Source organism: Streptomyces sp. DS1-CR2, assembly GCF_055760475.1.
On sequence record NZ_CM147085.1, the window covers coordinates 6,493,115 to 6,516,663 of the forward strand.

Consider the following 23,549-nt stretch of genomic DNA (forward strand, 5'->3'; position numbering starts at 1 on the left):
GCGGTCAGTCGCCGATGACCCGGCGCAGATAGTCGTTGGCGAACAGGCGGTCCGGGTCGAGACGGTCGCGCAGCTCCGTGAACTCGCCGAAGCGCGGATAGACCGTCGAGAAGTAGCCCGCGTCGCGCGTGTGCACCTTGCCCCAGTGCGGCCGGCCCTCGTGGGCGGTGAAGATGCGCTCGGCCGCCGTGAAGTAGGCCTGGTAGGGGGTGCCCTTGTACATGTGGACGGCGATGTACGCGCTCTCCCGGCCGGACGCCGTGGAGAGCGTGATGTCGTCCGCGGGGGCCGTGCGGACCTCGATCGGGAAGCTGATGCGCAGGTTCGAGCGCTCGACCATGGTCTTCAGCTCGCGCAGCGTCTCGACGAGGGCCGCCCGCGGAACGGCGTACTCCATCTCCACGAAGCGGACGCGGCGCGGGGACGTGAAGACCTTGTAAGGGATGTCCGTGTAGGTGCGGGCGGAGAGCGCGCGGCTGGAGATCTTGGCGATCGACGGGATCGTCGAGGGGAGAGCGCGGCCGAGTGAATTGACCGCCTGGAAGAGGCCGTTCGACAGGAGCTCGTCCTCGAGGAAGCTGCTGAATCTGCTGACAGGGGCTTCCGGGCCGGCGCTACGGTTGTTGCGCTTGGTGTTGCAGTTGCCCGTGTGCGGGAACCAGTAGAACTCGAAGTGCTCGTTCTCCGCGTACAGCGCGTCGAAGTCGCTCGCGACCCTGTCGAAGGTCATCGGCTCCTCGCGGGCGGTGAGCAGGAAGATCGGCTCCACGGCGAACGTGATCGCCGTGATGATGCCGAGGGCGCCGAGTCCGATCCGTGCGGCCGCGAAGACCGCGCGTTCTTCTGCGGTCCCCTTCTCCGAGCACGTGAGGACCGTGCCGTCGGCGGTGACCAGTTCGAGGCCCTTGATCTGCGCGGATATGGACGCCGATTCGCGGCCCGTGCCGTGCGTGCCCGTGCTGGTGGCGCCCGAGACAGTCTGCTCCATGATGTCGCCCATGTTCGTGAGCGACAGGCCCTCGCGGGCCAGGGCGAGGTTGAGTCTCTTGAGCGGGGTGCCGGCCTCCACCGTGACGGTGCCGGCGTCGCGGTCAATGTTGCGGATGCCGGTCAACAGTTGAGGGCGTATCAGTACACCGTCGGTGGCCGCCGCCGCGGTGAACGAGTGCCCCGTGCCCACGGCCTTCACCTTGAGGCCGTCATCGGCCGCCGCGCGGACGGCCGCCGACAGTTCCTCCACCGACGCGGGCGTCACCTCGCGGACCGGCCGCGCGGTGACGTTCCCCGCCCAGTTACGCCACGGTTCGTTCCGGGTCCTGGCCTGCCGGGCGTTCGTCGCGCTGCTGCCCGAGTTCCCCGTGCTCATTGGTTCCTCCCCGCTGCGGCACCGGCTGCTTCAGCCGGCGGTACCCCAGGAACCCGACCGCCACCGCGACGGCGCCGGCCACGGCCGGAACCCCGTACCCGGCCTTCGCGCCGGCGGCGTCGATCACCCAGCCGGCCGCGGAAGAGCCGAGCGCGACACCGACCGCGAGTCCGGTGCTCACCCAGGTCATGCCCTCGGTCAGTTTCGCGCGTGGTACGTGCTGCTCGACGAGGGCCATCGTCGTGATCATCGTCGGTGCGATGGACAGGCCCGCGACAAAGAGCGCCACGGCCAGAAACGGAAGGTTCCCGACCAGTAGGAGGGGGATCATACTCACGGCCGTCGTGCAGACACCGACCAGCCACCTGCGCGCGGGCGCCCCCTTGAAGTGCAGCAGGCCGAAGACCGCTCCGGCGGCACAGGAACCCGCCGCATACACCGCGAGCACGAGACTGGCCGCCGCCTTGTGGCCCTCGTCCTCGGCGAACGCGACGGTCACCACGTCCACCGCACCGAAGATCGTGCCCGTCGCGACGAACGTGGCCACCAGGACCTGAAGACCGCGCGACCTCAGGGCGGACCCCCCGGAGTGCTGTCCGCGCGGATGCGGCACCGGCTCGGTCGCGCGCTGCGCGGTCAGCCAGAAGACCCCGGCAGCGAGGAAGCAGCCCGCGAGCAGGGGCCCCGCCTCCGGGAACCATGCCGTCGACAGACCGATCGAGATGATCGGCCCGAAGATGAAGCACACCTCGTCGATGACGGACTCGAAGGAGTACGCGGTATGCAGCTGAGGGGTGTCCCTGTAGAGAGCCGCCCAGCGCGCCCGGACCATCGAGCCGACGCTCGGCACACAGCCGATCAGGGCGCTGAAGACGAACAGCGTCCAGTCCGGCGCCTCGAACTTCGCGCACAGCAGCAGACCGGCGACCGCGACCAGCGAGACCAGGGCCGCGGGCCGCAGCACACGGCGCTGTCCGTGCCGGTCGACGAGGCGTGAGATCTGCGGGCCGATGGCCGCCGCCGAGAGCGCCACGGTGGCGGACAGGGCACCCGCAAGCCCGTATCGGCCGGTCAGCTGGGAGACCATCGTGACGATCCCGATGCCCATCATCGACAGGGGCATCCGGCCCAGGAACCCGGCGACCGAGAAGCTCTTGGTGCCGGGCAGGGCGAATATGGCGCGGTAGGGGCTGGGCAAGTCGACTCCGGTAAGGCGCGTAGATGGCCAAGACAGCTTACGGGTCCCGGGGCTTGCGGGCATGCCCCTTTCCCGCCTGTCAGTGACGGATGGCAGGATCAAAGGCATGTCCGATGCGCTCGATCCCACGCCCTTCGACGGCTACGACGCCCTGCTGCTGCTCTCGTTCGGAGGCCCCGGGGGCCCGGACGACGTGGTCCCGTTCCTGGAGAACGTGACGCGCGGCCGGGGAATCCCCAAGGAGCGGCTCAAGGAGGTGGGGCAGCACTACTTCCTGTTCGGCGGGGTCAGCCCCATCAACGAGCAGAACCGCGCCCTGCTGGACGCGCTCCGCAAGGACTTCGCGGACCACGGCCTCGACCTGCCCGTCCACTGGGGCAACCGGAACTGGGCGCCGTACCTGACGGACACCCTCCGCGAGATGGTCACCGACGGCCACGAGCGCATCCTCGTCCTCGCGACCAGCGCGTACGCGTCGTACTCGGGCTGCCGTCAGTACCGCGAGAACCTCGCGGACTCGCTCGCCACCCTCGAAGCGGAGGGGCTCGAAGTGCCGCGCGTCGACAAGCTGCGGCACTACTTCAACCACCCCGGCTTCGTGCGCCCCATGATCGACGGTGTCCTGAAGTCGCTCGCCGACCTCCCCGACGACGTACGGGACGGCGCCCACATCGCGTTCACGACGCACTCCATCCCGACCGCGGCAGCCGACGTCTCCGGGCCCGTCGGTGACCACGGCGACGGCGGCGCCTACGTGAAGGAGCACCTGGACGTCGCGCGCGTGATCGCCGACGCGGTCCGCGAGGAGACCGGCATCGAGCACCCCTGGCAGCTCGTCTACCAGTCGCGTTCCGGCGCCCCGCACATCCCGTGGCTGGAGCCCGACATCTGCGACCACCTCGAGGAGCGGCACAGCGCCGGTGTGCCGGCCGTCGTGATGGCGCCCATCGGCTTCGTCTCCGACCACATGGAAGTCCTCTACGACCTCGACACCGAGGCCACGGCCAAGGCCGCCGAGCTCGGCCTCCCGGTGCGCCGCTCCGCTACCGTCGGCGCGGACCCCCGTTTCGCCGCCGCGGTCCGCGACCTCGTCCTCGAACGGTCCGCCGCCGAGAGCGGCCGGGACGTCACGCCCTGCGCCCTGGGCGCGCTCGGCGCGAGCCACAACCTCTGCCCGGTGGGCTGCTGCCCCTCCCGTACCCCCAAGCCCGCGGCCGCGGGCGCCGACAGCCCGTACGCGTAAGGATCCCGACGTGACAGACCTGAAGGCCGAACTTCTCGAGGTCGCCCTGGAGGCCGCCGCCCGCGCCGGGACCTTCCTGCGCGACGGACGCCCCGCCGACCTCGGCGTCGCCGCCACCAAGACCAGCGCCGTGGACGTCGTCACGGAGATGGACATCGCCTCCGAGAAGCTGATCACGGGCTTCCTCGCCGAGCGCCGGCCGGACGACGGAGTCCTGGGCGAGGAGGGCGCGAGCACCGAGGGCAGCAGCGGGATCACCTGGGTGATCGACCCCATCGACGGAACGGTCAATTACCTGTACGGGCGCCCCGAATGGTCGGTCTCCATCGCCGCGCGCCAGGGCGACGAGACCCTCGTCGGGGTCGTCGCCGCGCCCCTGCGCGGAGAAACTTACCGCGCGGTCCTCGGCCAGGGCGCGTACGTCAACGACCGCCCGGCACACGCGCGCGTGGCGCCCCCCTTCGAGCAGGCGCTGGTCGGCACGGGATTCGGCTACCTGGCCGCTCGCCGGGCCCACCAGGCCGATGTCGTACGGGAGTTGGTGCCTCACGTGCGCGACATCCGGCGTGGCGGTTCGGCCGCCATCGACCTCTGCGACGTCGCCGTCGGACGCCTCGACGCGTACTACGAGCGCGGCTTGAACCCCTGGGACCTCGCGGCCGGCGACCTCATCGCGCGGGAGGCGGGCGCGCTCACCGGTGGCCGTCCGGGCGAAGTGCCGACCGGCGAGCTGACGATCGCGGCGCCGCCCGGGCTCTTCGAGCAGCTCCAGAACCGCCTTGAGGAGCTCGGGGCCTGGCACGACTGAAAGGCGTCCCCAGCCTGCTGAGCCCCCAGCCTGCTGAGCACAGAGAAGGGCCCCGGCGCCTGCCTGGATCGACCAGGCGCCGGGGCCCTCCGTGCTGCGTCAGACGTGCGAGACGCCGAGCTCCACGCCGTGTTCGGCGGCGAGCCGATGCAGGTCGTCCAGCTCGTCCTGCTCGATCTCGACGAGGAATTCGTCGCCCGTCTCGCGAGCCCGGCTCAGATCGGACTCGGTCGCCTTGATGCGCTGCAGAAGTCCTGCGGTGAATGCGTCCATGGTTGCGCCCCCTCGTCCTGGGTCGTGGGTCTGTGGCACGGGGGTGTGCCCTCGGAAGGGGCGATCACGTCTCAAACCGCCCTGCGGAAAGCGGGTCGTGGCACGCCACATACAAAGCGTGATCGCGGGTGTAAATCCGTCCTCCCCGCGCTCACTTCCGCAGAAACCTCGACCGGCGAGAAAATCCGCATTCCCGGGGCGCCCCACCGCCTTACAGCCGGTTTATGGCCGAAAGGGGCAGGATGGAGGCCACACTCCACGACCCGGACCTGCTCACAGGTGCTCAGAACCTGCCCGCAGGCCACACAGGAAGGACAGCGCCGTGCGCGTACTCGTCGTCGAGGACGAGCAGCTGCTCGCCGATGCGGTGGCCACCGGACTGCGCCGGGAGGCCATGGCCGTCGACGTCGTGTACGACGGCGCGGCCGCCCTCGAGCGCATCGGCGTGAACGACTACGACGTGGTCGTACTCGACCGGGACCTCCCGCTCGTGCACGGCGACGACGTCTGCCGCAAGATCGTCGAACTCGGCATGCCGACCCGCGTCCTGATGCTGACCGCCTCCGGCGACGTCAGCGACCGCGTCGAGGGCCTCGAGATCGGTGCCGACGACTACCTGCCCAAGCCGTTCGCGTTCAGCGAGCTGACGGCCCGTGTGCGGGCGCTCGGACGCCGTACGAGCGTGCCGCTGCCGCCCGTCCTCGAGCGCGCGGGCATCAAGCTCGACCCGAACCGCCGCGAGGTCTTGCGCGACGGCAAGGAGATCCAGCTCGCGCCCAAGGAGTTCGCCGTCCTCGAGGTGCTGCTGCGCAGCGAGGGCGCCGTCGTCTCGGCCGAGCAGCTCCTGGAGAAGGCCTGGGACGAGAACACGGACCCCTTCACGAACGTCGTACGGGTCACCGTCATGACCCTGCGCCGCAAGCTCGGAGAGCCCGCCGTCATCGTGACCGTGCCCGGCTCCGGATACCGGATCTGATGCCCTGTGGCCTCGTCACCCGCGCCACCGGCCGCGCCTCCGAAACCCACGTGGGACCCCAGAAAAGCCGAGCCGCCCTACCCGTGGCTGCGTCCCACCATCCGTATACGCCTCACCCTGCTGTACGGCGGCATGTTCCTGATCGCAGGCATCCTGCTGCTGTCGATCATCTATCTGCTCGCCGCGCAGGCCCTGAACGTCGGCAGTGACCTGCCGTTCACCGTCAACGTCACGAACGGCTCGGTGAGCAGCGGAACCTGCCGCAACTTCTCCGGCCTGCCCGACCACCCCACGACGGCCCAGCTCAACTCCGCGCTGAACGAGTGCGTCAACGAGATGCGTCAGCACGCACTCGACAATCTCCTCAGCCGCTCGCTCCTCGCCCTGCTCGGCCTCGCCGTGATCGCGTTCGCCTTCGGGTACGCGATGGCGGGCCGCGTCTTGTCCCCGCTGGGCCGCATCACGCGCACCGCGCGCCGGGTGGCCGGCACGGACCTGTCGCGGCGGATCGAGCTGGACGGCCCGGACGACGAGCTGAAAGAGCTGTCCGACACCTTCGACGACATGCTCGACCGACTGGAGAGAGCCTTCACCGCGCAGCAGCGGTTCGTCGGCAACGCGTCGCACGAGCTGCGCACGCCGCTCGCGATCAACCGCACACTGCTCGAGGTCCACCTCTCCGACCCCGGAGCGCCGGTGGAGCTCCAGCAGCTCGGCAAGACGCTCCTGGCGACGAACGAACGCAGCGAGCAGCTCGTCGAGGGCCTGCTCCTGCTCGCCCGCAGCGACAACCAGATCGGGGAGCGCAAGCCGGTCGACCTCGCCGAGGTCGCCTCGCAGGCCATCGACCAGACCCGCTCGGAGGCCGACGCGAAGGGCGTCGAGATCCGCGGCGAGCGCAAGGAGGCCGTCGTCCAGGGCAATGGCGTGCTCCTGGAACGCATCGCCCTGAACCTCGTCCAGAACGCCGTCCGGTACAACGTCCCGGAGGGCGGCTGGGTCGAGGTCACCACCGAGGCCCAGCACGGCCAGGCGGTCCTCGTGGTGTCCAACACGGGGCCCGTGGTGCCCGCTTACGAGATCGACAACCTCTTCGAGCCGTTCCGGCGGCTGCGCACCGAGCGCACCGGGAGCGACAAGGGCGTGGGGCTCGGTCTGTCGATCGCCCGCTCCGTGGCGCGCGCTCATGGGGGCCGTATCATCGCGGAGCCGCGTGAAGGGGGTGGGCTCGTCATGCGGGTCACCCTGCCGATCTGAGGCCTCCGAGACGCGTGTCACCCGCCGATTCGAGCCTTCCGAGATGCGGGTCGGCGACCGATCTGAGATGCTTCCGCCGACGTGCCGGGCGAGTTCGCTTTGAGCGGAATTTTCGGGACCTGATCCCGGGGAGACCGTGTGTGATCGATCACAAGGGCGAATTTCCGGCCATCTACTCTCCGTGATCGCGAAAGCCCCCGGAAAGCCGGGAAAATCCGGGTTTTCAGGGGTCCGGATCACGGGAAGTACACGGGGTGGCGCCGTGAGGTGCCATCTCCGGACCGTGTACGGTCCCGATCGCCATCCAACCCGATCACTCATGAGGGATCCGGTTGGGTGTCGATTGAGTAACAGACCTTGATGTGAGGCAAAATCTCCGCCTCAGGTCGGGCACAAAGTCCGGCCTCCCGCGCGTTGTGCGCTGGAGACACCGCATACACCCAGAGGGGGAGAGCGACACATGGCAACGGATTACGACACCCCACGCAAGACCGACGATGACGTCAACGAGGACAGCATCGAGGAGCTCAAGGCTCGTCGGAACGACAAGTCGACCTCGTCGGTCGACGTCGACGAGTTCGAGGCGGCCGAAGGCCTGGAGCTCCCCGGCGCCGACCTCTCGAACGAGGAGCTGGCCGTCCGGGTCCTGCCCAAGCAGCAGGACGAGTTCACCTGCATGAGCTGCTTCCTGGTGCACCACAGGAGCCAGCTGGCCAGGGAGAAGAACGGCCAGCCGATCTGCCGCGACTGCGACTGAGGCAGGGTCGGCCGTGACTGGCTCGACCCCGCCCTGGAAGCGCCGCTCCCGGAAGGACCGGGAAGCGGACGGTGGCCCGTCCGGCGACGGCGTGCGTGACGACGAGCGAGGCTCTTCCCCCACTGGAGCAGCCTCGCTCGAGGACGCGGACGGCCAAGAGGTGACGGGCGACCTCGCGGCGGCAGGATTCAGCGACCTGCCCGCCGTGCCCGCCGCGGGTGACCAAGCGCCGATCGGCGGCCGTGCACAGGTCGCCAGGCGCCGTGTGGCCGCCGTCAGAGATGGCGTCCGCAAGAGCGGCACCGCCGCCAAAGCAGGACTCGGCTACCTCGCCGACCGGATCATCGAGAACGCGCCGCGTGTGCCGGTGCGCGATCTGGCGACCCTGCGCAGACAGTTCCCCGGCCTGAGCGCCGAACAGCTCGCGGACAAACTCGTCGCGGGCGCGGCCAACGCCACCTCCACCGTGGGTGCGGGGGTCGGCGCCGCCGCGATGATGCCCGTACCGCCCGCGATGCCCGCGGAGCTTGCGGCCGAGATCACCGGCGTCGCCGCCATCGAGATGAAGCTCGTCGCCGAGCTGCACGAGGTCTACGGCGTGCGCCCGCCCGGCGCCCTCAAGGACCGCAGCGCCGCCTATCTGGCCTCGTGGACCGAGGAGCGCGGCATCGAGGTGACGAAGCCCGCGACGATCAACGCGGCGCTCGGCGGCCAGATGAAGCGCGAGCTGCGCCAGCAGATCATGAAGCGCATGGTGCGCAACCTGCCGAACCTGATGCCGTTCATGGTCGGCGCCGCGGTCGGGGCGGTCATGAACCGCCGCGACACCAAGAAGCTCGCGCAGCGGATCCGCAAGGACCTGCGCAAGATCCAGGTCCCCTGGGACGCCCTGCCGGAGCTTCCGCCCCTGGAGCGCCCCAGCGACCCGCACCCGCTGATCCCGGGTGACGCGTCCGAGCCCAAGGAGCTCGGAAGCTGACCGGCGCTACTTGCCGAGCGCCTTGGCCAGCCCCTTCGGGTCCCGCGTCGACAGGTACAGGTACGGGGTCGGGTCCTGCGGGTCGGTGACGTCCACGCGCAGGGCCGTCGGCACATAGCTGCGCAGCAGCATGAAGGCGCGCGGGTCGGCCTTGTGCGTGCGCCAGGCGCGCGCCCCCTCGGCGTCCAGGATCTCCGCGTCACCCAGCGCCGACAGCGGGATCTTCGCGTCCCCGGCGACCAGCGAGTCCGCCACGACACGGATGCGTACGGAGCCGTACGAACTCGTCACCACCGCCGCCGCGGCCGTCCCGCCGACGAGCCCTCCGAGCAACGGCAGCGTGCCGAACGGCAGCAGGACCAGGGCGCAGGCGACGCCGAGCAGGAGTGAGACGAGCCACCACGAGCGGGGGGCGGTGAGGCGTTCTTCGAACGGTGCGGTGGAGAGCTCCATGCAGCCAAGCTTGGCACGGTGCGCTTTCTGCCAGGACGCGCGGGTAAGGTCTGCGCCTGTGAGTGGTACTTCTGCAGCTCTGACGCCCCCCGCCGACGCCATAGCGCCCGTGCGGCACCCCGATGCTCCTGCACCCGGCGAGCTCCTCGGCGCGCACTACGGACACTGTTTCGGCTGCGGCGACGAACAGCCGCACGGGCTGCACCTGGCGGCGCGCGCGCAGGACGGCGTCCGCGTCACCGCCGAGTTCACGGTGCGCCCCGCCCACCAGGGCGCGCCCGGCCTCGCGCACGGCGGCATCCTGGCCACCGCCCTCGACGAGACGCTCGGCTCGCTGAACTGGCTGCTGCGTGTCATCGCGGTGACCGGCCGGCTCGAGACGGACTTCGTGCGGCCCGTGCCCGTGGACACCGTGCTGTACCTGGACGCCGAGGTCACTGCCGTCGCCGGCCGCAAGATCTACTCGACCGCCACCGGCCGGATCGGCGGCCCCGACGGGCCCGTCGCGGTCCGCGCCGAGGCCCTCTTCATCGAGGTGAAGGTCGACCACTTCATCGACAACGGACGCCCGGAGGAGATCCAGGCGGCCATGAGCGACCCGGACCAGGTCCGGCGCACCCGTGCCTTCGAGGTGAACCCGTGACCCGAGCCCCTCTCGACGTGCTGATCAGGCGCGTCGACCCCGACGTACCGCTGCCGTCGTACGAGCACCCCGGTGACGCGGGCGCGGATCTGCGGACCACCGAGGCGTGCGAGCTCGCGCCGGGCGAGCGGGCCGTACTCCCCACGGGGGTGTCGATCGCGCTGCCCGAGGGGTACGCCGCCTTCGTGCACCCGAGATCCGGCCTCGCAGCCCGCTGCGGTGTCGCCCTGGTGAATGCCCCAGGGACGGTGGATGCCGGGTACCGTGGAGAGATCAAGGTGATCGTGGTGAATCTCGACCCGCGCGACAGCGTGCGGTTCGAGCGCTTCGACCGGATTGCCCAACTGGTCGTCCAACAGGTCGAGAAGGTGCGCTTCCAGGAGGTGGCGGAGCTTCCCGGCTCGGCGCGGGCCGAGGGGGGCTTCGGGTCCACCGGTGGTCATGCCGCCGTGGGGCCGGGCCCGGGTGGGCATCAGGGTGGGAATCGATACGCATCGGTCGTATCCGACCGGGAAGGACAGTGACGTGTTCGGACGTCGCAAGAAGAACGGCGCCGCCGATGACGCGGCGGGCGAGGCCGAGCAGGTCGTCGACGGCGTAGCCGGCGACAGCGACGCGGACGAGGGCGAGCCGCAGCGCGTGCGGCTCGAGCCCGAGCCGCGTCCCGACGGCCCCTGGGACGCCTCCGAGGTCCGTGAGCCCGGCGAGGGTCGCGTGGACCTGGGCGGACTCTTCGTCCCCGGAGTCGAGGGCATGGAGCTGCGGGTCGAGGTCGCGGGCGACGCGATCGTCGCGGCCACCGTCGTCCTCCAGGACAGCGCCGTGCAGCTCCAGGGCTTCGCCGCCCCCAAGAAGGAGGGCATCTGGGGCGAGGTCCGTGAGGAGATCGCGTCGGGCATCACTCAGCAGGGTGGCGTGATCGACGAGGTCGAGGGTCCGCTCGGCTGGGAGCTGCGGGCCCAGGTGCCGGTGCAGCTGCCGGACGGCACGGGCGGCTTCCAGGTCGTCCGGTTCATCGGCGTCGACGGCCCCCGCTGGTTCCTGCGCGGAGTGATCTCCGGGCAGGGCGCGGTGCAGCCGCAGGCCGCCGGGCTCCTCGAGCAGATCTTCCGGGACACCGTCGTGGTCCGCGGTGAGGGCCCGATGGCTCCGCGCGACCCGATCGTCCTGAAGCTGCCGGACGACGCGCAGATGGTCGCCGAGGGCGTGCAGCAGGAGCCGCAGGAAGGCTCCCGGTTCGCGGGCGGCATGGGGCAGCTGGCGCGCGGTCCCGAGATCACCGAGGTGCGCTGAGCCGCACCTGTACGGCCATCGATGGGCCGCGCACTCCATGGGAGTGTGCGGCCCATCGGCGTTGCGCGGCTGGGCAGTTGAAGGTTGTCCGGACCATTGCATGGCCTTCGCGCAACCCCCTGATGTGCCGCGCATACGGGGAAGACCGGTTCGTGGCCGTACGGCGGGTGCCTGCCGTGGTGTGGGGGAGCGGGCGCGATCGGATGGTTCTGTGTGCCGCCGGGCTCGCGATCCTGCTCGTGGCCATGGTGCTCGCCGCGCTCGCCGCCCTCACCGAGAAGGCTGTCGAGGGCGGGGTGCAGCGCCGGGCCTGCCGTCGATCCAGCCGCTGTCGTCGAGGTGCCCGGGGGCTACTGCGCCGCCGGCGGAACTCGGCGCGCCGGGGGCGGGGGAGGGCGTGTGAAGCGCGCCCTTGTCGACGCCGGCGTTGTGCGCGGGGTGTCGGGTCGCGGTGCCGCTGACGGCGGACCTCGCGACCGTGGACGGCTGCCGCGCCGTGGCCGCTCGATCGCGTGGCGGGGCAGGTGTCGGCGTCGTGGTTCGCGCAGGCCCTGTGGGCGCGGGAGGACGTGTGAGGCGTATGGAGCGCGCCCTCATTGACGCCGGCGCAGTGTCGACGGAGGCGCTGCCGCGAACGCGGCGGAGAGGGCGAGGAGTTCACGGTTCTGGACCGGGCGGTCCGGCTCCAGCTGCCGCGCGCCCACGTGGAGCGGTACGGGATCGGCGGTCGGGTTCGGCTCATGGGTGAGGTGGGCCACGTGGGTGTATGGCCGGATCGCGACGACCGGACCGACAGCTGAACTGCGGCTCTTTCTTCGCCTCTTGACGGAAGGCTGGTCCGTACCTAGGGTCTCCGGCCAACACCCGTGTTCATAAAGGTACTTCACGTTCACATAGAAGAACGGATGGCCCCCCACATGCCGAACACACCGGCCCCCGCCCGCCACCGGCGCAGACGACGCACGGCCCTCCTCGCCACCCTCGCGACCACCACCACCGCTCTCGTCGCCACCCTCCTCGCCTGGCCCGGCGCCGACCGCGCCGACGCCGCGCCCGCCACCTTCGCCCACCCCGGCGTCACCGTCTCCAAGAGCCAGCTCGACTTCGCCCGCGACAAGGTCAACGCCGGCGCCCAGCCCTGGAAGGGCGCGTACGACCAGATGCTGGCGAGCAAGTACGCCTCCCTCACGCGCACCGCCACGCCCCGCGCCACCGTCGAGTGCGGCTCGTACTCCAACCCCGACTACGGCTGCACCGACGAGCGCCAGGACGCGATAGCCGCGTACACCGACGCCCTCGCCTGGTACATCACACGCGACGACCGCTACGCGAAGAAGGCCATCGAGCTGATGGACGCCTGGTCGGCCACCATCAAGGAGCACACCAACAGCAACGCGCCCCTCCAGACCGGCTGGGCCGGCTCCTCCTGGCCCAAGGCCGCCGAGATCATCAAGTACACGTACACCGGCGGCTGGGCGAACGAGGGCCGTTTCAAGGCGATGCTGCGCGACGTCTACCTCCCGGAGGTCATCAACGGCTCGAACTCCAACGGCAACTGGGAGCTGTCGATGATGGAGGCCGCCGTCGGCATCTCCGTCTTCCTGGAGGACAAGACGTCGTACGACAAGGCCATGGCCAAGTTCCGTACGCGCACGGCCGCCTACGTCTACCTCGCCTCCGACGGCGACCTGCCGAAGACCGTGCCGAGCCAGAACCTCGACACCAAGGCCAAGATCGTCAGCTACTGGCAGGGGCAGTCCACCTTCGTCACCGGCCTCACCCAGGAGACCTGCCGCGACTTCACGCACAGCGGATACGGCATCTCCGCCATCTCCCACATCGCCGAGACCAGCCGCATCCAGGGCCAGGACCTGTACGGCACCGACGTCGGGCAGCGCCTCCAGCAGGCCCTCGGCTTCCACGCCAAGTACGAGCTGGGCGAGGCGCCGCCGAGCTGGCTGTGCGGCGGGTCCGTCACGCGCGGACTCGGCCCCGTCACCGAGGTCGGCTACAACGCGATGCACACCCGCCTCGGCAACGCCATGACGAACACCCAGAAGCTCACCGAGCAGAACCGCCCGGCGGGCTCCAACAACCTGTTCGTCGCCTGGGAGACCCTGACCCACGCCGAGAACCCCAACTGATCCCGGCCATTGCCCGGCCGGGCGCCGCGTGACCATACTGGCGCCCGGCCGGGGAACGCACGGGGGAGCGCACATGAGCGAGAGCACGCAAGCGGGGGCCGCCGTCCTCGACCAGGACGGCGCCGGCCCCATGGTCGTCATCGAGGACCTGCACCGGTCCTACGGCACCGGGGCCGCGGCCGTGCACGCCCTGCGCGGCGTCTCCTTCGAGGTGCCGCGCGGTGAACTCGTCGCCCTCAAGGGCCGCTCGGGATCCGGCAAGACGACCCTCCTCAACCTTGTCGGAGGTCTCGACGAACCCGACGGCGGGCGCATCACCGTCGACGGACAGGACCTCTCCGGGCTCGGCGAGAACGGGCTCCTGGAACTGCGCCGTGACCGCATCGGCTTCATCTTCCAGTCCTTCGGCCTGATCCCGATCCTGTCCGCCGCCGAGAACGTCGGCGTGCCGATGCGGCTGCGCAAGGCCGACCCCCGCGAACGCGAGGAGCGCGTCGAGCTGCTCCTCGCCCTCGTCGGCCTCGCCGACCACGCCAAGCAGCGCCCCGGCGAACTGTCCGGCGGCCAGCAGCAGCGCGTCGCCATCGCCCGCGCGCTGGCCAACCGGCCCGCCCTCCTCATCGCCGACGAACCCACGGGCCAGCTCGACGCCGAGACCGGCCTCGCCGTCATGGAGCTGCTGCGCGCCGTAGTCCGCAGCGAACACGTCACCGCGCTCGTCGCCACCCACGACGCGGCGCTGCTCGACCTCGCCGACCGGGTGCTCGAACTCCGCGACGGCGAGATCACGGAGACCACCGCGGCGCAGGGGCGCTGACCCGAACGCCGCCGGTGCGGCGAGGCCCGCATCAGAGTTGCGTCAAAGACGCACGTCCGCGGCCCCCTTGCCCCATTTGCCGCAATTGGTGGCCGTAGGGTCGACGCTGCGTACAACACGTGAAGCGGGAAGACAATGGGGCCATGGGACGCGGCAAGCTTCGGATCTACCTCGGTGCGGCGCCGGGCGTCGGCAAGACCTACGCGATGCTCTCCGAGGGTCACCGCCGTATCGAGCGGGGCACGGACTGCGCCGTCGGCTTCGTCGAGCACCACGGCAGGCCCCGTACGGAGGTGATGCTCCACGGCCTCGAACAGATCGCCCGCAAGGAGCTCACCTACCGCGGCGCCGTCTTCACCGAGATGGACGTCGACGCCGTACTGGCCCGCCGTCCCGGCGTCGCCCTGGTGGACGAACTCGCCCACACGAACGTGCCCGGTTCGCGCAACGCCAAGCGCTGGCAGGACGTCGAGGAACTCCTCGCGGCCGGCATCGACGTCGTGTCCACCGTCAACATCCAGCACCTGGAGTCACTCGGCGACGTCGTCGAGTCGATCACCGGCGTGCGCCAGCGCGAGACGGTCCCCGACGAGGTCGTGCGCCGCGCCGACCAGATCGAACTGGTCGACATGTCGCCGGAAGCGCTGCGGCGCCGCATGGCCCACGGCAACATCTACAAGCCCGACCGGATCGACGCCTCCCTCTCCAACTACTTCCGCCCCGGCAATCTCACCGCCCTGCGCGAACTGGCCCTCCTGTGGGTGGCCGACCGCGTCGACGAGTACCTCCAGCAGTACCGCGGCGAACACAACATCCGCTCCACCTGGCAGGCCCGCGAGCGCATCGTCGTCGGCCTGACCGGCGGACCCGAGGGCCGCACGCTGGTCAGGCGCGCGGCGCGGATGGCCGCCAAGGGCTCGGGCAGTGAGATCCTCGCCGTCTACATCGCCCGCAGCGACGGCCTCACCGCCGCGTCCCCCAAGGAACTCGCGCTCCAGCGCACCCTCGTCGAGGACCTGGGCGGCACCTTCCACCACGTCATAGGGGACGACATACCGGCCGCGCTCCTCGAGTTCGCGCGCGGAGTCAACGCGACCCAGATCGTGCTGGGCTCCTCGCGCCGCAAGACATGGCAGTACATCTTCGGACCCGGCGTCGGCGCGACCGTCGCCCGAGAGTCGGGCCCCGACCTCGACGTGCACATCGTCACGCACGAGGAAGTGGCCAAGGGCCGCGGCCTGCCCGTCGCACGCGGCGCCCGCCTCGGCCGCTCCCGGATCATCTGGGGCTGGCTCGTCGGCGTCGGCGGGCCCGCCCTGCTGGCCCTCGCGCTCACCCATGTCACCGCCGATCTCGGCCTCGCCAACGACATGCTCCTCTTCCTGTCCGTGACGGTGGCCGCCGCGCTCGTCGGCGGCCTCCTCCCCGCCCTGGCCTCGGCCGCCGTCGGCTCACTCCTCCTGAACTACTACTTCACGCCGCCCCTGCACCTCTTCACCATCGCCGACCCCAAGAACATCGTCGCCATCGCGATCTTCGTAGGGGTCGCGGTGTCGGTCGCCTCCGTGGTCGACCTGGCGGCCCGGCGCACCCACCAGGCCGCCAGGCTGCGCGCCGAGTCCGAGATCCTCTCCTTCCTGGCCGGCAGCGTCCTGCGCGGCGAGAACAGCCTCGACGCGCTGCTCGACCGGGTCCGCGAGACCTTCGCCATGGACTCCGTGGCCCTCCTTGAGCGCGCGAACGACGTGGAGCCGTGGACCTGCGCCGCCAGCGTCGGCCCGCACCCTCAGGAACGGCCCGAGGACGCGGACGTCGACATGCCGGTCGGCGACCACATGGCGCTCGCCCTGTCCGGCCGCGTGCTGCCCGCCGAGGACCGCCGCGTCCTCGCGGCCTTCGCGGCCCAGGCCGCCGTGGTCCTCGACCGCCAGCGACTCCAGTCCGAGGCGGACCAGGCCCGCACCCTCGCCGAGGGCAACCGCATCCGCACCGCCCTGCTCGCCGCCGTCAGCCACGACTTGCGGACCCCGCTCGCCGGCATCAAGGCCTCCGTCTCCTCATTGCGCTCCGACGACGTCGCCTGGTCCGAGGAGGACCAGGCGGAACTCCTCGCCGGCATCGAGGAGGGCGCCGACCGCCTCGACCACCTCGTCGGCAACCTCCTCGACATGTCCCGCCTCCAGACCGGCACCGTCACCCCGCTGATGCGCGAGATCGATCTCGATGAGGTGGTCCCGATGGCGCTGGTGGGTGTCCCTGACGGCAGCGTCGACCTCGACATTCCGGAGAGCCTGCCCATGGTCACCGTGGACAAGGGACTCCTGGAGCGCGCCGTCGCCAATATCGTCGAGAACGCCGTCAAGTACAGCCCCGAGGACGAGACGGTCCTCGTGGCGGCCAGCACACTCGGCGACCGCGTCGAGGTACGCGTCGTGGACCGCGGTCGCGGTGTCCCCGACACCGCGAAGGACCGGATCTTCGCCCCGTTCCAGCGCTACGGTGACGCACCGCGCGGCGCCGGAGTGGGCCTCGGCCTCGCCGTCGCGCGCGGCTTCGTCGAGGCGATGAACGGCACGCTCACGGCGGAGGACACCCCCGGCGGGGGCCTGACCATGGTCCTCACGCTCACCGCCGCGCCCGCCCACCCCCCGGCCGGCCCCACCAGCTCAGCCATTGCTCAGAGAGGCAGGTACGCATGACCCGGGTGCTCGTGGTCGACGACGAGCCGCAGATCGTGCGCGCCCTCGTCATCAACCTGAAGGCGCGCAAGTACGAGGTGGAGGCCGCGGCCGACGGCGCGGGCGCCCTCCAGCTCGCCGCCGCGTTCCACCCCGACGTGGTCGTGCTCGACCTGGGCCTGCCCGACATGGACGGCGTCGAGGTGATCAGGGGCCTGCGCGGCTGGACCCGCGTACCGATCCTGGTGCTGTCCGCCCGGCACTCCTCCGACGAGAAGGTCGAGGCGCTCGACGCGGGCGCCGACGACTACGTCACCAAGCCGTTCGGTATGGACGAGCTCCTGGCCCGGCTGCGCGCCGCGGTCCGCCGGGCCGAGCCCACCGGCGGCGGCGAGGACGAGGGCATCGTCGACACCGGCGACTTCACCGTCGACCTGGCCGCGAAGAAGGTCAACCGCGACGGCCGCGACGTGCGCCTGACCCCCACCGAGTGGCACCTCCTGGAGGTCCTGGTCCGCAACACGGGCCGCCTCGTCAGCCAGAAGCAGCTCCTCCAGGAGGTCTGGGGTCCCTCCTACGGCACCGAGACGAACTATCTGCGCGTCTACATGGCCCAGCTCCGCCGCAAACTGGAGTCCGACCCCTCCCATCCGCGGCACTTCATCACCGAGCCCGGCATGGGGTATCGCTTCGAGCGCTGACCCGCTCATCCGTTGTCCCCGGCCCCCGGTACGCTTGATTTATGACTGCTGTCCCTCGTTCCGATACGCCGTCCGAGAAGCCGGCAGGCCGCTTCCGGCGCATGCTCGACCGGCTGTCCTCCTCCCAGGAGGACCTGGAGTCCGAGGAGCTGCGCGAGGACTCGCAGACCACGGGCTGTACCCGCATCGGGGACTGCCAGGACCGGCAGATAGTCACCGTTACTGGTACCTTGCGCACGGTCACCCTCCGACCACGCGCCGGAGTCCCGGCCCTGGAGGCGGAGCTGTTCGACGGCTCCGCGGCTCTGGACGTCGTATGGCTCGGCCGCCGGTCCATCGTCGGCATCGAACCGGGCCGCAAGCTGATCGCTTCCGGACGGGTCTCGATGAGCCGGGGCCGTAGGGTGCTCTTCAACCCGAAGTACGAACTCAGACCGCTCGGACGGGAGTAGCCGGTGACGTCCCTCGACAAGCCGACCGCGGATCAGGACGCCGACTCGAAGGCGGTGACCGAGGCCGCCCTCTTCGAGGCCTTCGGCGGCGTGCGGGGCATGGTGGAGACGGTCGTTCCCGGCCTCCTCTTCGTGACCATCTTCACGATCAACAAGGACCTGCACATGTCGGCCATCGCGGCCCTCGCGGTGTCCCTGGTCCTGGTCGTGGTCCGCCTGGTCATGAAGGGCACCGTCAAGCACGCCTTCAGCGGCGTCTTCGGCGTGGCCTTCGGCGTCGTCTTCGCGATGATGACGGGCAACGCCAAGGACTTCTACCTGCCCGGCATGCTCTACACGCTGGGCCTGGCCGTCGCCTACATCGTGACCACGCTGTGCGGGGTGCCGCTGATCGGCCTGATCCTCGGGCCGGTCTTCAAGGAGAACCTCTCCTGGCGCACGCGCAACCCCGGCCGCAAGAAGGCCTACGCGAAGGCCAGTTGGGCCTGGGGCCTGATCCTGCTCGCCAAGTGCGCGATCCTCTTCCCGATGTACTGGTGGGCCGACACCACGAAGTTCGGCTGGGTCCTGATCGCCCTGAAGATCCCCCCGTTCCTGCTCGCCGTCTGGCTGACCTGGGTTTTCCTGGCGAAGGCGCCCGCGCCCATCGACGTGTTCGCGGAGATGGAGGCGCAGGAGAAGGCCGAGAAGGAAGCGAAGGCTGCCGGCAAGGAGGGCGCCGCGCGCCATCGCCGGGAGGCGTGAGGCTCGTTCGCGTCTGACGGTGGGTGGGGGCTGGTCGCGCAGTTCCCCGCGCCCCTAAGGCGAGATGGGGGCCCGGAGTGTGACACTCCGGGCCCCCATCCGCGTAACCAGGGAAAACCTCAGCCCGCGACGTCCTCGCGGCGGACCGACAGCAGGTCCTCGAGCTGTTCCTCGCGGGCCTGGGCCGCCACGAACAGCAGCTCGTCGCCCGCCTCCAGGGAGTCGTCCTGGGACGGGGCCAGGACGCGGGTCCCGCGGATGATCGTCACCAGGGACGTGTCCTCGGGCCACTGGACGTCGCCCACGCGCGTGCCGGCGAGGGCCGACTCGGGCGGCAGCGTCAGCTCCACCAGGTTCGCGTCGCCATGGCTGAAGCGCAGCAGGCGGACCAGATCGCCCACGCTCACCGCCTCCTCGACGAGCGCGGACATCAGGCGCGGCGTGGAGACCGCGACATCGACGCCCCACGACTCGTTGAAGAGCCACTCGTTCTTCGGGTTGTTCACACGGGCGACGACCCGTGGGACTCCGTACTCGGTCTTCGCGAGCAGCGAGACGACGAGGTTGACCTTGTCGTCGCCGGTGGCCGCGATGACCACGTTGCAGCGCTGGAGCGCCGCCTCGTCCAGGGACGTGATCTCGCAGGCGTCGGCGAGCAGCCACTCCGCCTGCGGGACGCGCTCGACCGAGATGGCCGTCGGCGCCTTGTCGATGAGAAGGACCTCGTGCCCGTTCTCCAGGAGCTCACCGGCGATGGAACGGCCCACCGCGCCCGCTCCGGCAATGGCGACCCTCATCAGTGACCGCCCTCCTCTTCAGGACCCTCGGCGAACGCCGCTTCGACCTTCTCGACGTCGTCGGTACGCATCATCACGTGCACCAGGTCGCCCTCCTGCAGCACCGTCTGCGACGTGGGCAGCATCGCCTCGCCGAGCCGGGTGACGAACGCGACCCGGACGCCGGTCTCCTCCTGGAGCCGGCTGATCTTGTGTCCCACCCATGCCACCGAGGCGTGCACCTCGGCGAGCTGGACGCCCCCGGTGGGATCGCGCCACAGCGGCTCGGCGCCCGACGGCAGGAGCCTGCGCAGCATCTGGTCCGCGGTCCACCGCACGGTCGCGACGGTCGGGATGCCCAGGCGCTGGTAGACCTCGGCGCGACGCGGGTCGTAGATACGGGCCGCGACGTTCTCGATGCCGAACATCTCGCGGGCCACGCGGGCGGCGATGATGTTCGAGTTGTCACCGCTGGAGACCGCGGCGAACGCGCCGGCCTCCTCGATCCCCGCCTCGCGCAGAGTGTCCTGGTCGAAGCCGACCCCGGTGACGCGGCGGCCGCCGAAGCCGGAACCCAGGCGGCGGAAGGCCGTGGGGTCCTGGTCGATGACCGCGACCGTGTGCCCCTGTTGCTCAAGGGTCTGGGCCAGGGCGGAACCCACCCGGCCGCACCCCATGATGACGATGTGCACCGGCCGCTACCCCGCACTCCTGGTCGCCCCGATGACCTGCGAAAACATCTCGCTCACTCTTCTCTCTCAGCCTGCCGGGCAACTAGAGGCAATCGCGTGCCGCGTTGCCCGGAGACGAGCTTAAGCCGCATGGCCTGAGTTGCATGCATCCGCGTAGCCGGAAGCTTGATCAGCTTCGCCGCGCGCTGCCCCTGTCCGCAATCCGGGCCGCGTCCCGCCTGAACGCCCACTTCATCTCCTTGAAGAAGGTGTACGCGACCTCGAAGATCACGTAGGGCACCGCGACCCCGGTGATGAGCCGCCGGAGCCGGTCGGGCCAGCGGTCCGGCGGAGCCGGAGGCGCCGCGGGCGGCGGTGCCCGTACAGACGAAGCTGCGGGAGAAGTAGCCGGAGATGACGACGAACGCCGGCATGTGGCCCCACCTAGACTGAGGTCCTCCTTGGCCCGGTGAGCCGAAGCGGATGTGGGAGAGGACGACGGTGGTGACGCGCGTACGCGACTTCGATGACCGGCCCGCCTTCGACGACCCGCCCGCCGACGTCATCGCGGAGGCGGCCGGCGCGTTCGGGCTGCTCGCGTCCTCGGCCCGGCTGCACATCGTGTGGGCCCTCGCGCAGGGTGAGAGTGATGTCACAGGCCTCGCCGAACGCGTCGGCGGCGCGCTGCCGGCAGTGAGCCAGCACCTCACCAAACTGAAGCTCGCCGGGCTCGTCCGGTCCCGGCGCGAGGGGCGCCGCCAGGTCTACTTCGTGGACGATCCGGACATCGTCGCCGTGGTGCGGCTGCTGATCGGCCGCCTCGCCGAACGCGCCGACCGGACCCCGGCCCGCCGGCGCGGGGCCGGAGCCCAGGCCGTGCGATGACGAAGCGGGGCGGGCAGGCGCAGGCGTAGGCGCAGGCCCTGGCTCTGGGGTGCGGTGGTGCTCGTTCTGGTCGTGTCTTGAGCGTACGGGCGGTCGGGGGATACGGGGGCTGACGGGACCGGTGGGGCCGGGAGCCAGGCCGCCGACTATCTGGCCCGACTGCGTTCGAACTGGGACAAGGCAGGGTGATCCGCCTCCCCTGCCGGCGGCGACTGAGGCCGTAAGCCCTCGTCAGGACTGCCCGGTCAGGCGCCCGGTGTGAGGTTCCGGTGCACTTGGGGGGTGGTGGGTGGGCGGCTCCCCGTTCGAACGCTTACGATCCTCTGCGTGTCCAAACTGACCGACGTGCCCAAACGGATCTTGATCGGGCGCGCTCTGCGCAGCGACCGGCTCGGAGAAACACTCCTGCCGAAGCGCATCGCCCTCCCCGTTTTCGCCTCCGACCCGCTGTCCTCCGTGGCCTATGCGCCGGGAGAGGTGCTGCTGGTCCTGTCCATCGCGGGCGTGTCGGCGTACCACTTCAGCCCCTGGATCGCGGTCGCGGTCGTGGTGCTGATGTTCACCGTGGTCGCCTCCTACCGCCAGAACGTCCACGCGTACCCGAGCGGTGGTGGCGACTACGAGGTCGCGACCACGAACCTCGGCCCCAAGGCCGGCCTCACCGTCGCGAGCGCCCTCCTCGTCGACTACGTCCTCACCGTCGCCGTGTCGATCGCCTCCGGCATCGAGAACCTCGGCTCGGCGATCCCGTTCGTCGTCGAGCACAAGGTCCTGTGCGCGGTCGTGGTCATCGTCCTGCTCACGCTGATGAACCTGCGCGGCGTGAAGGAGTCCGGGAAGCTCTTCGCCATCCCGACCTACGTCTTCGTGGCCGGCGTCTTCATCATGATCGCGTGGGGCGCGTTCCGCGGGCTCGTCCTCGACGACACCATGAAGGCGCCCACCGCCGACTTCCACATCAAGGCCGAGAACCAGGGCCTCGCGGGCTTCGCCCTCGTCTTCCTGCTGCTGCGCGCGTTCTCCTCCGGCTGTGCCGCGCTCACCGGCGTCGAGGCGATCAGCAACGGCGTACCGGCGTTCCGCAAGCCGAAGTCGAAGAACGCGGCGACCACGCTCGCGGCGATGGGCCTGCTGGCCGTCACCATGTTCTGCGGCATCATCGCCCTGGCCATGACGACCAAGGTCCGCATGGCCGAGAACCCGGCGACCGACCTGATCCACAACGGCGTCGCGGTCGGCGGGAGCTACGTCCAGAACCCGGTGATCTCCCAGGTCGCCGAGGCCGTCTTCGGCAAGGGCAGCTTCCTCTTCGTCATCCTCGCCGCGGCCACCGCGCTGGTCCTCTTCCTCGCGGCCAACACCGCGTACAACGGGTTCCCGCTCCTCGGCTCGATCCTCGCCCAGGACCGCTACCTGCCGCGCCAGCTGCACACCCGCGGCGACCGCCTCGCGTTCTCGAACGGCATCGTGCTCCTCGCCGGCGCGGCGGCGCTCCTCGTCGTGATCTACGGCGCCGACTCGACGCGCCTCATCCAGCTGTACATCGTCGGCGTGTTCGTCTCGTTCACGCTGAGCCAGACCGGCATGGTCCGGCACTGGAACCGCCACCTGCGCACCGAGAAGGACCCGGCCAAGCGCCGCCACATGGTCCGCTCGCGCGCCATCAACACCTTCGGCGCGTTCTTCACCGGCCTCGTCCTCGTCGTGGTCCTCGTCACGAAGTTCACGCACGGCGCCTGGGTCGCCCTCCTCGGCATGTGCATCTTCTACGCGACGATGACCGCCATCCGTAAGCACTACGACCGCGTGTCCGAGGAGATCCAGGCCCCCGAGACGCCGACCGACGACAGCGTCCGGCCGTCCCGCGTGCACTCGCTCGTCCTCGTCTCCAAGATCCACCGGCCCACGCTGCGCGCCCTGGCCTACGCCAAGCTCATGCGCAGCGACACGCTCGAGGCGCTCAGCGTGAACGTCGACCCGGCCGAGACGAAGGCCCTGCGCGAGGAGTGGGAGCGGCGCGGCATCGACGTACCGCTCAAGGTCCTCGACTCGCCCTACCGCGAGATCACCCGGCCGATCATCGAGTACGTCAAGGGGCTGCGCCGCGAGTCGCCCCGCGACGCGGTCAGCGTGATCATCCCCGAGTACGTGGTCGGCCACTGGTACGAGCACCTGCTCCACAACCAGTCCGCCCTGCGCCTCAAGGGCCGCCTCCTGTTCACCCCCGGCATCATGGTCACCTCGGTGCCCTACCAGCTCGAGTCCTCCGAGGCCGCCAAGAAGCGGGCCCGCAGGCGCCAGGACTGGAACGCTCCGGGCGCCGTGCGCCGCGGCCCGGTCGAGAAGCGCCCGAAGGAGCCCTCGAACAAGGGCTGACCCCCTCGGCTGTCGTGTGGCGAGCGGCCGGACAACACCCACGTAGACTGGTGGGCTGT

24 protein-coding genes and 1 pseudogene are annotated in these 23,549 nt (G+C 70.4%); 17 read left to right on the top strand and 8 right to left on the bottom strand.

Annotated features, from left to right (window positions below; translation table 11 throughout):
- Window positions 1–4: 4 nt before the first annotated feature.
- Both ACY0PA_RS30780 and ACY0PA_RS30785 read right to left on the bottom strand, forming a co-directional pair.
- On the bottom strand, window positions 5–1,366 hold the full coding sequence (locus tag ACY0PA_RS30780) for a D-arabinono-1,4-lactone oxidase (protein ID WP_473080764.1): 1,362 nt from the start codon (window positions 1,364–1,366) through the stop codon (window positions 5–7).
- Entirely contained in the window at window positions 1,293–2,564 is a 1,272-nt protein-coding gene (locus ACY0PA_RS30785) for an MFS transporter (protein ID WP_473080765.1), read from the bottom strand. Before ACY0PA_RS30785 ends, ACY0PA_RS30780 begins: the two co-directional genes overlap by 74 nt.
- Before the next feature lie 106 nt (window positions 2,565–2,670).
- Between ACY0PA_RS30785 and ACY0PA_RS30790 the strand changes: the two genes are divergently transcribed.
- Both ACY0PA_RS30790 and ACY0PA_RS30795 read left to right on the top strand, forming a co-directional pair.
- Window positions 2,671–3,807 carry a ferrochelatase gene (locus ACY0PA_RS30790; RefSeq protein WP_473080766.1) on the top strand — a complete coding sequence of 379 codons (1,137 nt, stop codon included), beginning with the start codon at window positions 2,671–2,673 and terminating at the stop codon, window positions 3,805–3,807.
- Between the two features lie 10 nt (window positions 3,808–3,817).
- Window positions 3,818–4,615: an inositol monophosphatase family protein gene (locus ACY0PA_RS30795; protein WP_473080767.1), complete on the top strand. Its 798-nt coding sequence runs from the start codon at window positions 3,818–3,820 to the stop codon at window positions 4,613–4,615.
- 99 nt (window positions 4,616–4,714) lie between these two features.
- Here ACY0PA_RS30795 and ACY0PA_RS30800 read toward each other — a convergent pair whose 3' ends face one another.
- Complete coding sequence (locus ACY0PA_RS30800) at window positions 4,715–4,888, bottom strand: hypothetical protein (RefSeq protein WP_329569519.1); 174 nt, start codon at window positions 4,886–4,888, stop codon at window positions 4,715–4,717.
- 322 nt (window positions 4,889–5,210) lie between these two features.
- Here ACY0PA_RS30800 and ACY0PA_RS30805 point away from each other — a divergent pair, with 322 nt between their 5' ends.
- The 4 genes from ACY0PA_RS30805 to ACY0PA_RS30820 all read left to right on the top strand — a co-directional run bounded on the left by ACY0PA_RS30805 (window position 5,211) and on the right by ACY0PA_RS30820 (window position 8,857).
- On the top strand, window positions 5,211–5,864 hold the full coding sequence (locus ACY0PA_RS30805) for a response regulator transcription factor (RefSeq protein ID WP_100591163.1): 654 nt from the start codon (window positions 5,211–5,213) through the stop codon (window positions 5,862–5,864).
- Between the two features lie 6 nt (window positions 5,865–5,870).
- A complete protein-coding gene (locus ACY0PA_RS30810) occupies window positions 5,871–7,121 on the top strand; it encodes a sensor histidine kinase (RefSeq protein WP_473080768.1) in 1,251 nt (416 codons plus the stop codon).
- A 460-nt stretch (window positions 7,122–7,581) separates the two neighbouring features.
- Complete coding sequence (locus ACY0PA_RS30815; protein ID WP_030357326.1) at window positions 7,582–7,878, top strand: DUF4193 domain-containing protein; 297 nt, start codon at window positions 7,582–7,584, stop codon at window positions 7,876–7,878.
- Window positions 7,879–7,891: 13 nt separating this feature from the next.
- Window positions 7,892–8,857: a hypothetical protein gene (locus ACY0PA_RS30820; RefSeq protein WP_473080769.1), complete on the top strand. Its 966-nt coding sequence runs from the start codon at window positions 7,892–7,894 to the stop codon at window positions 8,855–8,857.
- Between the two features lie 6 nt (window positions 8,858–8,863).
- Here the strand turns inward: ACY0PA_RS30820 and ACY0PA_RS30825 are convergent, their stop codons facing one another.
- Window positions 8,864–9,310, bottom strand: a complete 447-nt coding sequence (locus ACY0PA_RS30825; protein WP_356281593.1) for a DUF3093 domain-containing protein — start codon at window positions 9,308–9,310, stop codon at window positions 8,864–8,866.
- Between the two features lie 58 nt (window positions 9,311–9,368).
- Between ACY0PA_RS30825 and ACY0PA_RS30830 the strand changes: the two genes are divergently transcribed.
- Genes ACY0PA_RS30830 through ACY0PA_RS30840 form a run of 3 tightly spaced genes read left to right on the top strand, consistent with a single transcriptional unit; the run spans window position 9,369 to window position 11,246 of the window.
- Complete coding sequence (locus tag ACY0PA_RS30830) at window positions 9,369–9,953, top strand: PaaI family thioesterase (protein WP_356281596.1); 585 nt, start codon at window positions 9,369–9,371, stop codon at window positions 9,951–9,953.
- Window positions 9,950–10,477: a dUTP diphosphatase gene (gene dut, locus ACY0PA_RS30835; protein ID WP_473080770.1), complete on the top strand. Its 528-nt coding sequence runs from the start codon at window positions 9,950–9,952 to the stop codon at window positions 10,475–10,477. The genes ACY0PA_RS30830 and dut overlap by 4 nt, the downstream gene beginning before the upstream one ends.
- 1 nt (window position 10,478) lies before the next feature.
- Window positions 10,479–11,246 carry a DUF3710 domain-containing protein gene (locus ACY0PA_RS30840; RefSeq protein WP_100591169.1) on the top strand — a complete coding sequence of 256 codons (768 nt, stop codon included), beginning with the start codon at window positions 10,479–10,481 and terminating at the stop codon, window positions 11,244–11,246.
- A gap of 593 nt (window positions 11,247–11,839) precedes the next feature.
- Here ACY0PA_RS30840 and ACY0PA_RS30845 read toward each other — a convergent pair.
- Entirely contained in the window at window positions 11,840–12,004 is a 165-nt protein-coding gene (locus ACY0PA_RS30845) for a hypothetical protein (RefSeq protein WP_473080771.1), read from the bottom strand.
- Window positions 12,005–12,163: 159 nt separating this feature from the next.
- Between ACY0PA_RS30845 and ACY0PA_RS30850 the strand changes: the two genes are divergently transcribed.
- From ACY0PA_RS30850 to ACY0PA_RS30875, 6 genes are all read left to right on the top strand, one after another.
- Complete coding sequence (locus tag ACY0PA_RS30850; protein ID WP_473080772.1) at window positions 12,164–13,390, top strand: alginate lyase family protein; 1,227 nt, start codon at window positions 12,164–12,166, stop codon at window positions 13,388–13,390.
- A gap of 73 nt (window positions 13,391–13,463) precedes the next feature.
- Window positions 13,464–14,207, top strand: coding sequence for an ABC transporter ATP-binding protein (locus tag ACY0PA_RS30855; protein ID WP_473080773.1), 744 nt, complete (start codon window positions 13,464–13,466; stop codon window positions 14,205–14,207).
- Window positions 14,208–14,350: 143 nt separating this feature from the next.
- Entirely contained in the window at window positions 14,351–16,906 is a 2,556-nt protein-coding gene (locus tag ACY0PA_RS30860; RefSeq protein ID WP_473080774.1) for an ATP-binding protein, read from the top strand.
- Window positions 16,903–17,586, top strand: coding sequence for a response regulator (locus ACY0PA_RS30865; protein ID WP_473080775.1), 684 nt, complete (start codon window positions 16,903–16,905; stop codon window positions 17,584–17,586). Before ACY0PA_RS30860 ends, ACY0PA_RS30865 begins: the two co-directional genes overlap by 4 nt.
- Before the next feature lie 41 nt (window positions 17,587–17,627).
- The gene (locus tag ACY0PA_RS30870; RefSeq protein ID WP_384002667.1) at window positions 17,628–18,038 is read left to right on the top strand and encodes an OB-fold nucleic acid binding domain-containing protein; all 411 of its coding nucleotides are present in this window, start codon (window positions 17,628–17,630) and stop codon (window positions 18,036–18,038) included.
- Window positions 18,039–18,041: 3 nt separating this feature from the next.
- The gene (locus ACY0PA_RS30875) at window positions 18,042–18,782 is read left to right on the top strand and encodes a DUF3159 domain-containing protein (RefSeq protein WP_473080776.1); all 741 of its coding nucleotides are present in this window, start codon (window positions 18,042–18,044) and stop codon (window positions 18,780–18,782) included.
- 119 nt (window positions 18,783–18,901) lie between these two features.
- Here the strand turns inward: ACY0PA_RS30875 and ACY0PA_RS30880 are convergent, their stop codons facing one another.
- The 3 genes and pseudogenes from ACY0PA_RS30880 to ACY0PA_RS30890 form a co-directional block, all read right to left on the bottom strand.
- On the bottom strand, window positions 18,902–19,579 hold the full coding sequence (locus tag ACY0PA_RS30880) for a potassium channel family protein (RefSeq protein WP_100591176.1): 678 nt from the start codon (window positions 19,577–19,579) through the stop codon (window positions 18,902–18,904).
- On the bottom strand, window positions 19,579–20,250 hold the full coding sequence (locus ACY0PA_RS30885; RefSeq protein ID WP_453777545.1) for a potassium channel family protein: 672 nt from the start codon (window positions 20,248–20,250) through the stop codon (window positions 19,579–19,581). The genes ACY0PA_RS30880 and ACY0PA_RS30885 overlap by 1 nt, the downstream gene beginning before the upstream one ends.
- A gap of 223 nt (window positions 20,251–20,473) precedes the next feature.
- Window positions 20,474–20,666, bottom strand: a pseudogene (locus tag ACY0PA_RS30890) (hypothetical protein); the annotation flags it as partial.
- 67 nt (window positions 20,667–20,733) lie between these two features.
- Between ACY0PA_RS30890 and ACY0PA_RS30895 the strand changes: the two are divergent.
- Together ACY0PA_RS30895 and ACY0PA_RS30900 are read left to right on the top strand one after the other, a co-directional pair.
- A complete protein-coding gene (locus tag ACY0PA_RS30895; RefSeq protein ID WP_473080777.1) occupies window positions 20,734–21,114 on the top strand; it encodes an ArsR/SmtB family transcription factor in 381 nt (126 codons plus the stop codon).
- Between the two features lie 327 nt (window positions 21,115–21,441).
- Complete coding sequence (locus tag ACY0PA_RS30900) at window positions 21,442–23,490, top strand: APC family permease (RefSeq protein ID WP_473080778.1); 2,049 nt, start codon at window positions 21,442–21,444, stop codon at window positions 23,488–23,490.
- Window positions 23,491–23,549 lie beyond the last annotated feature (59 nt).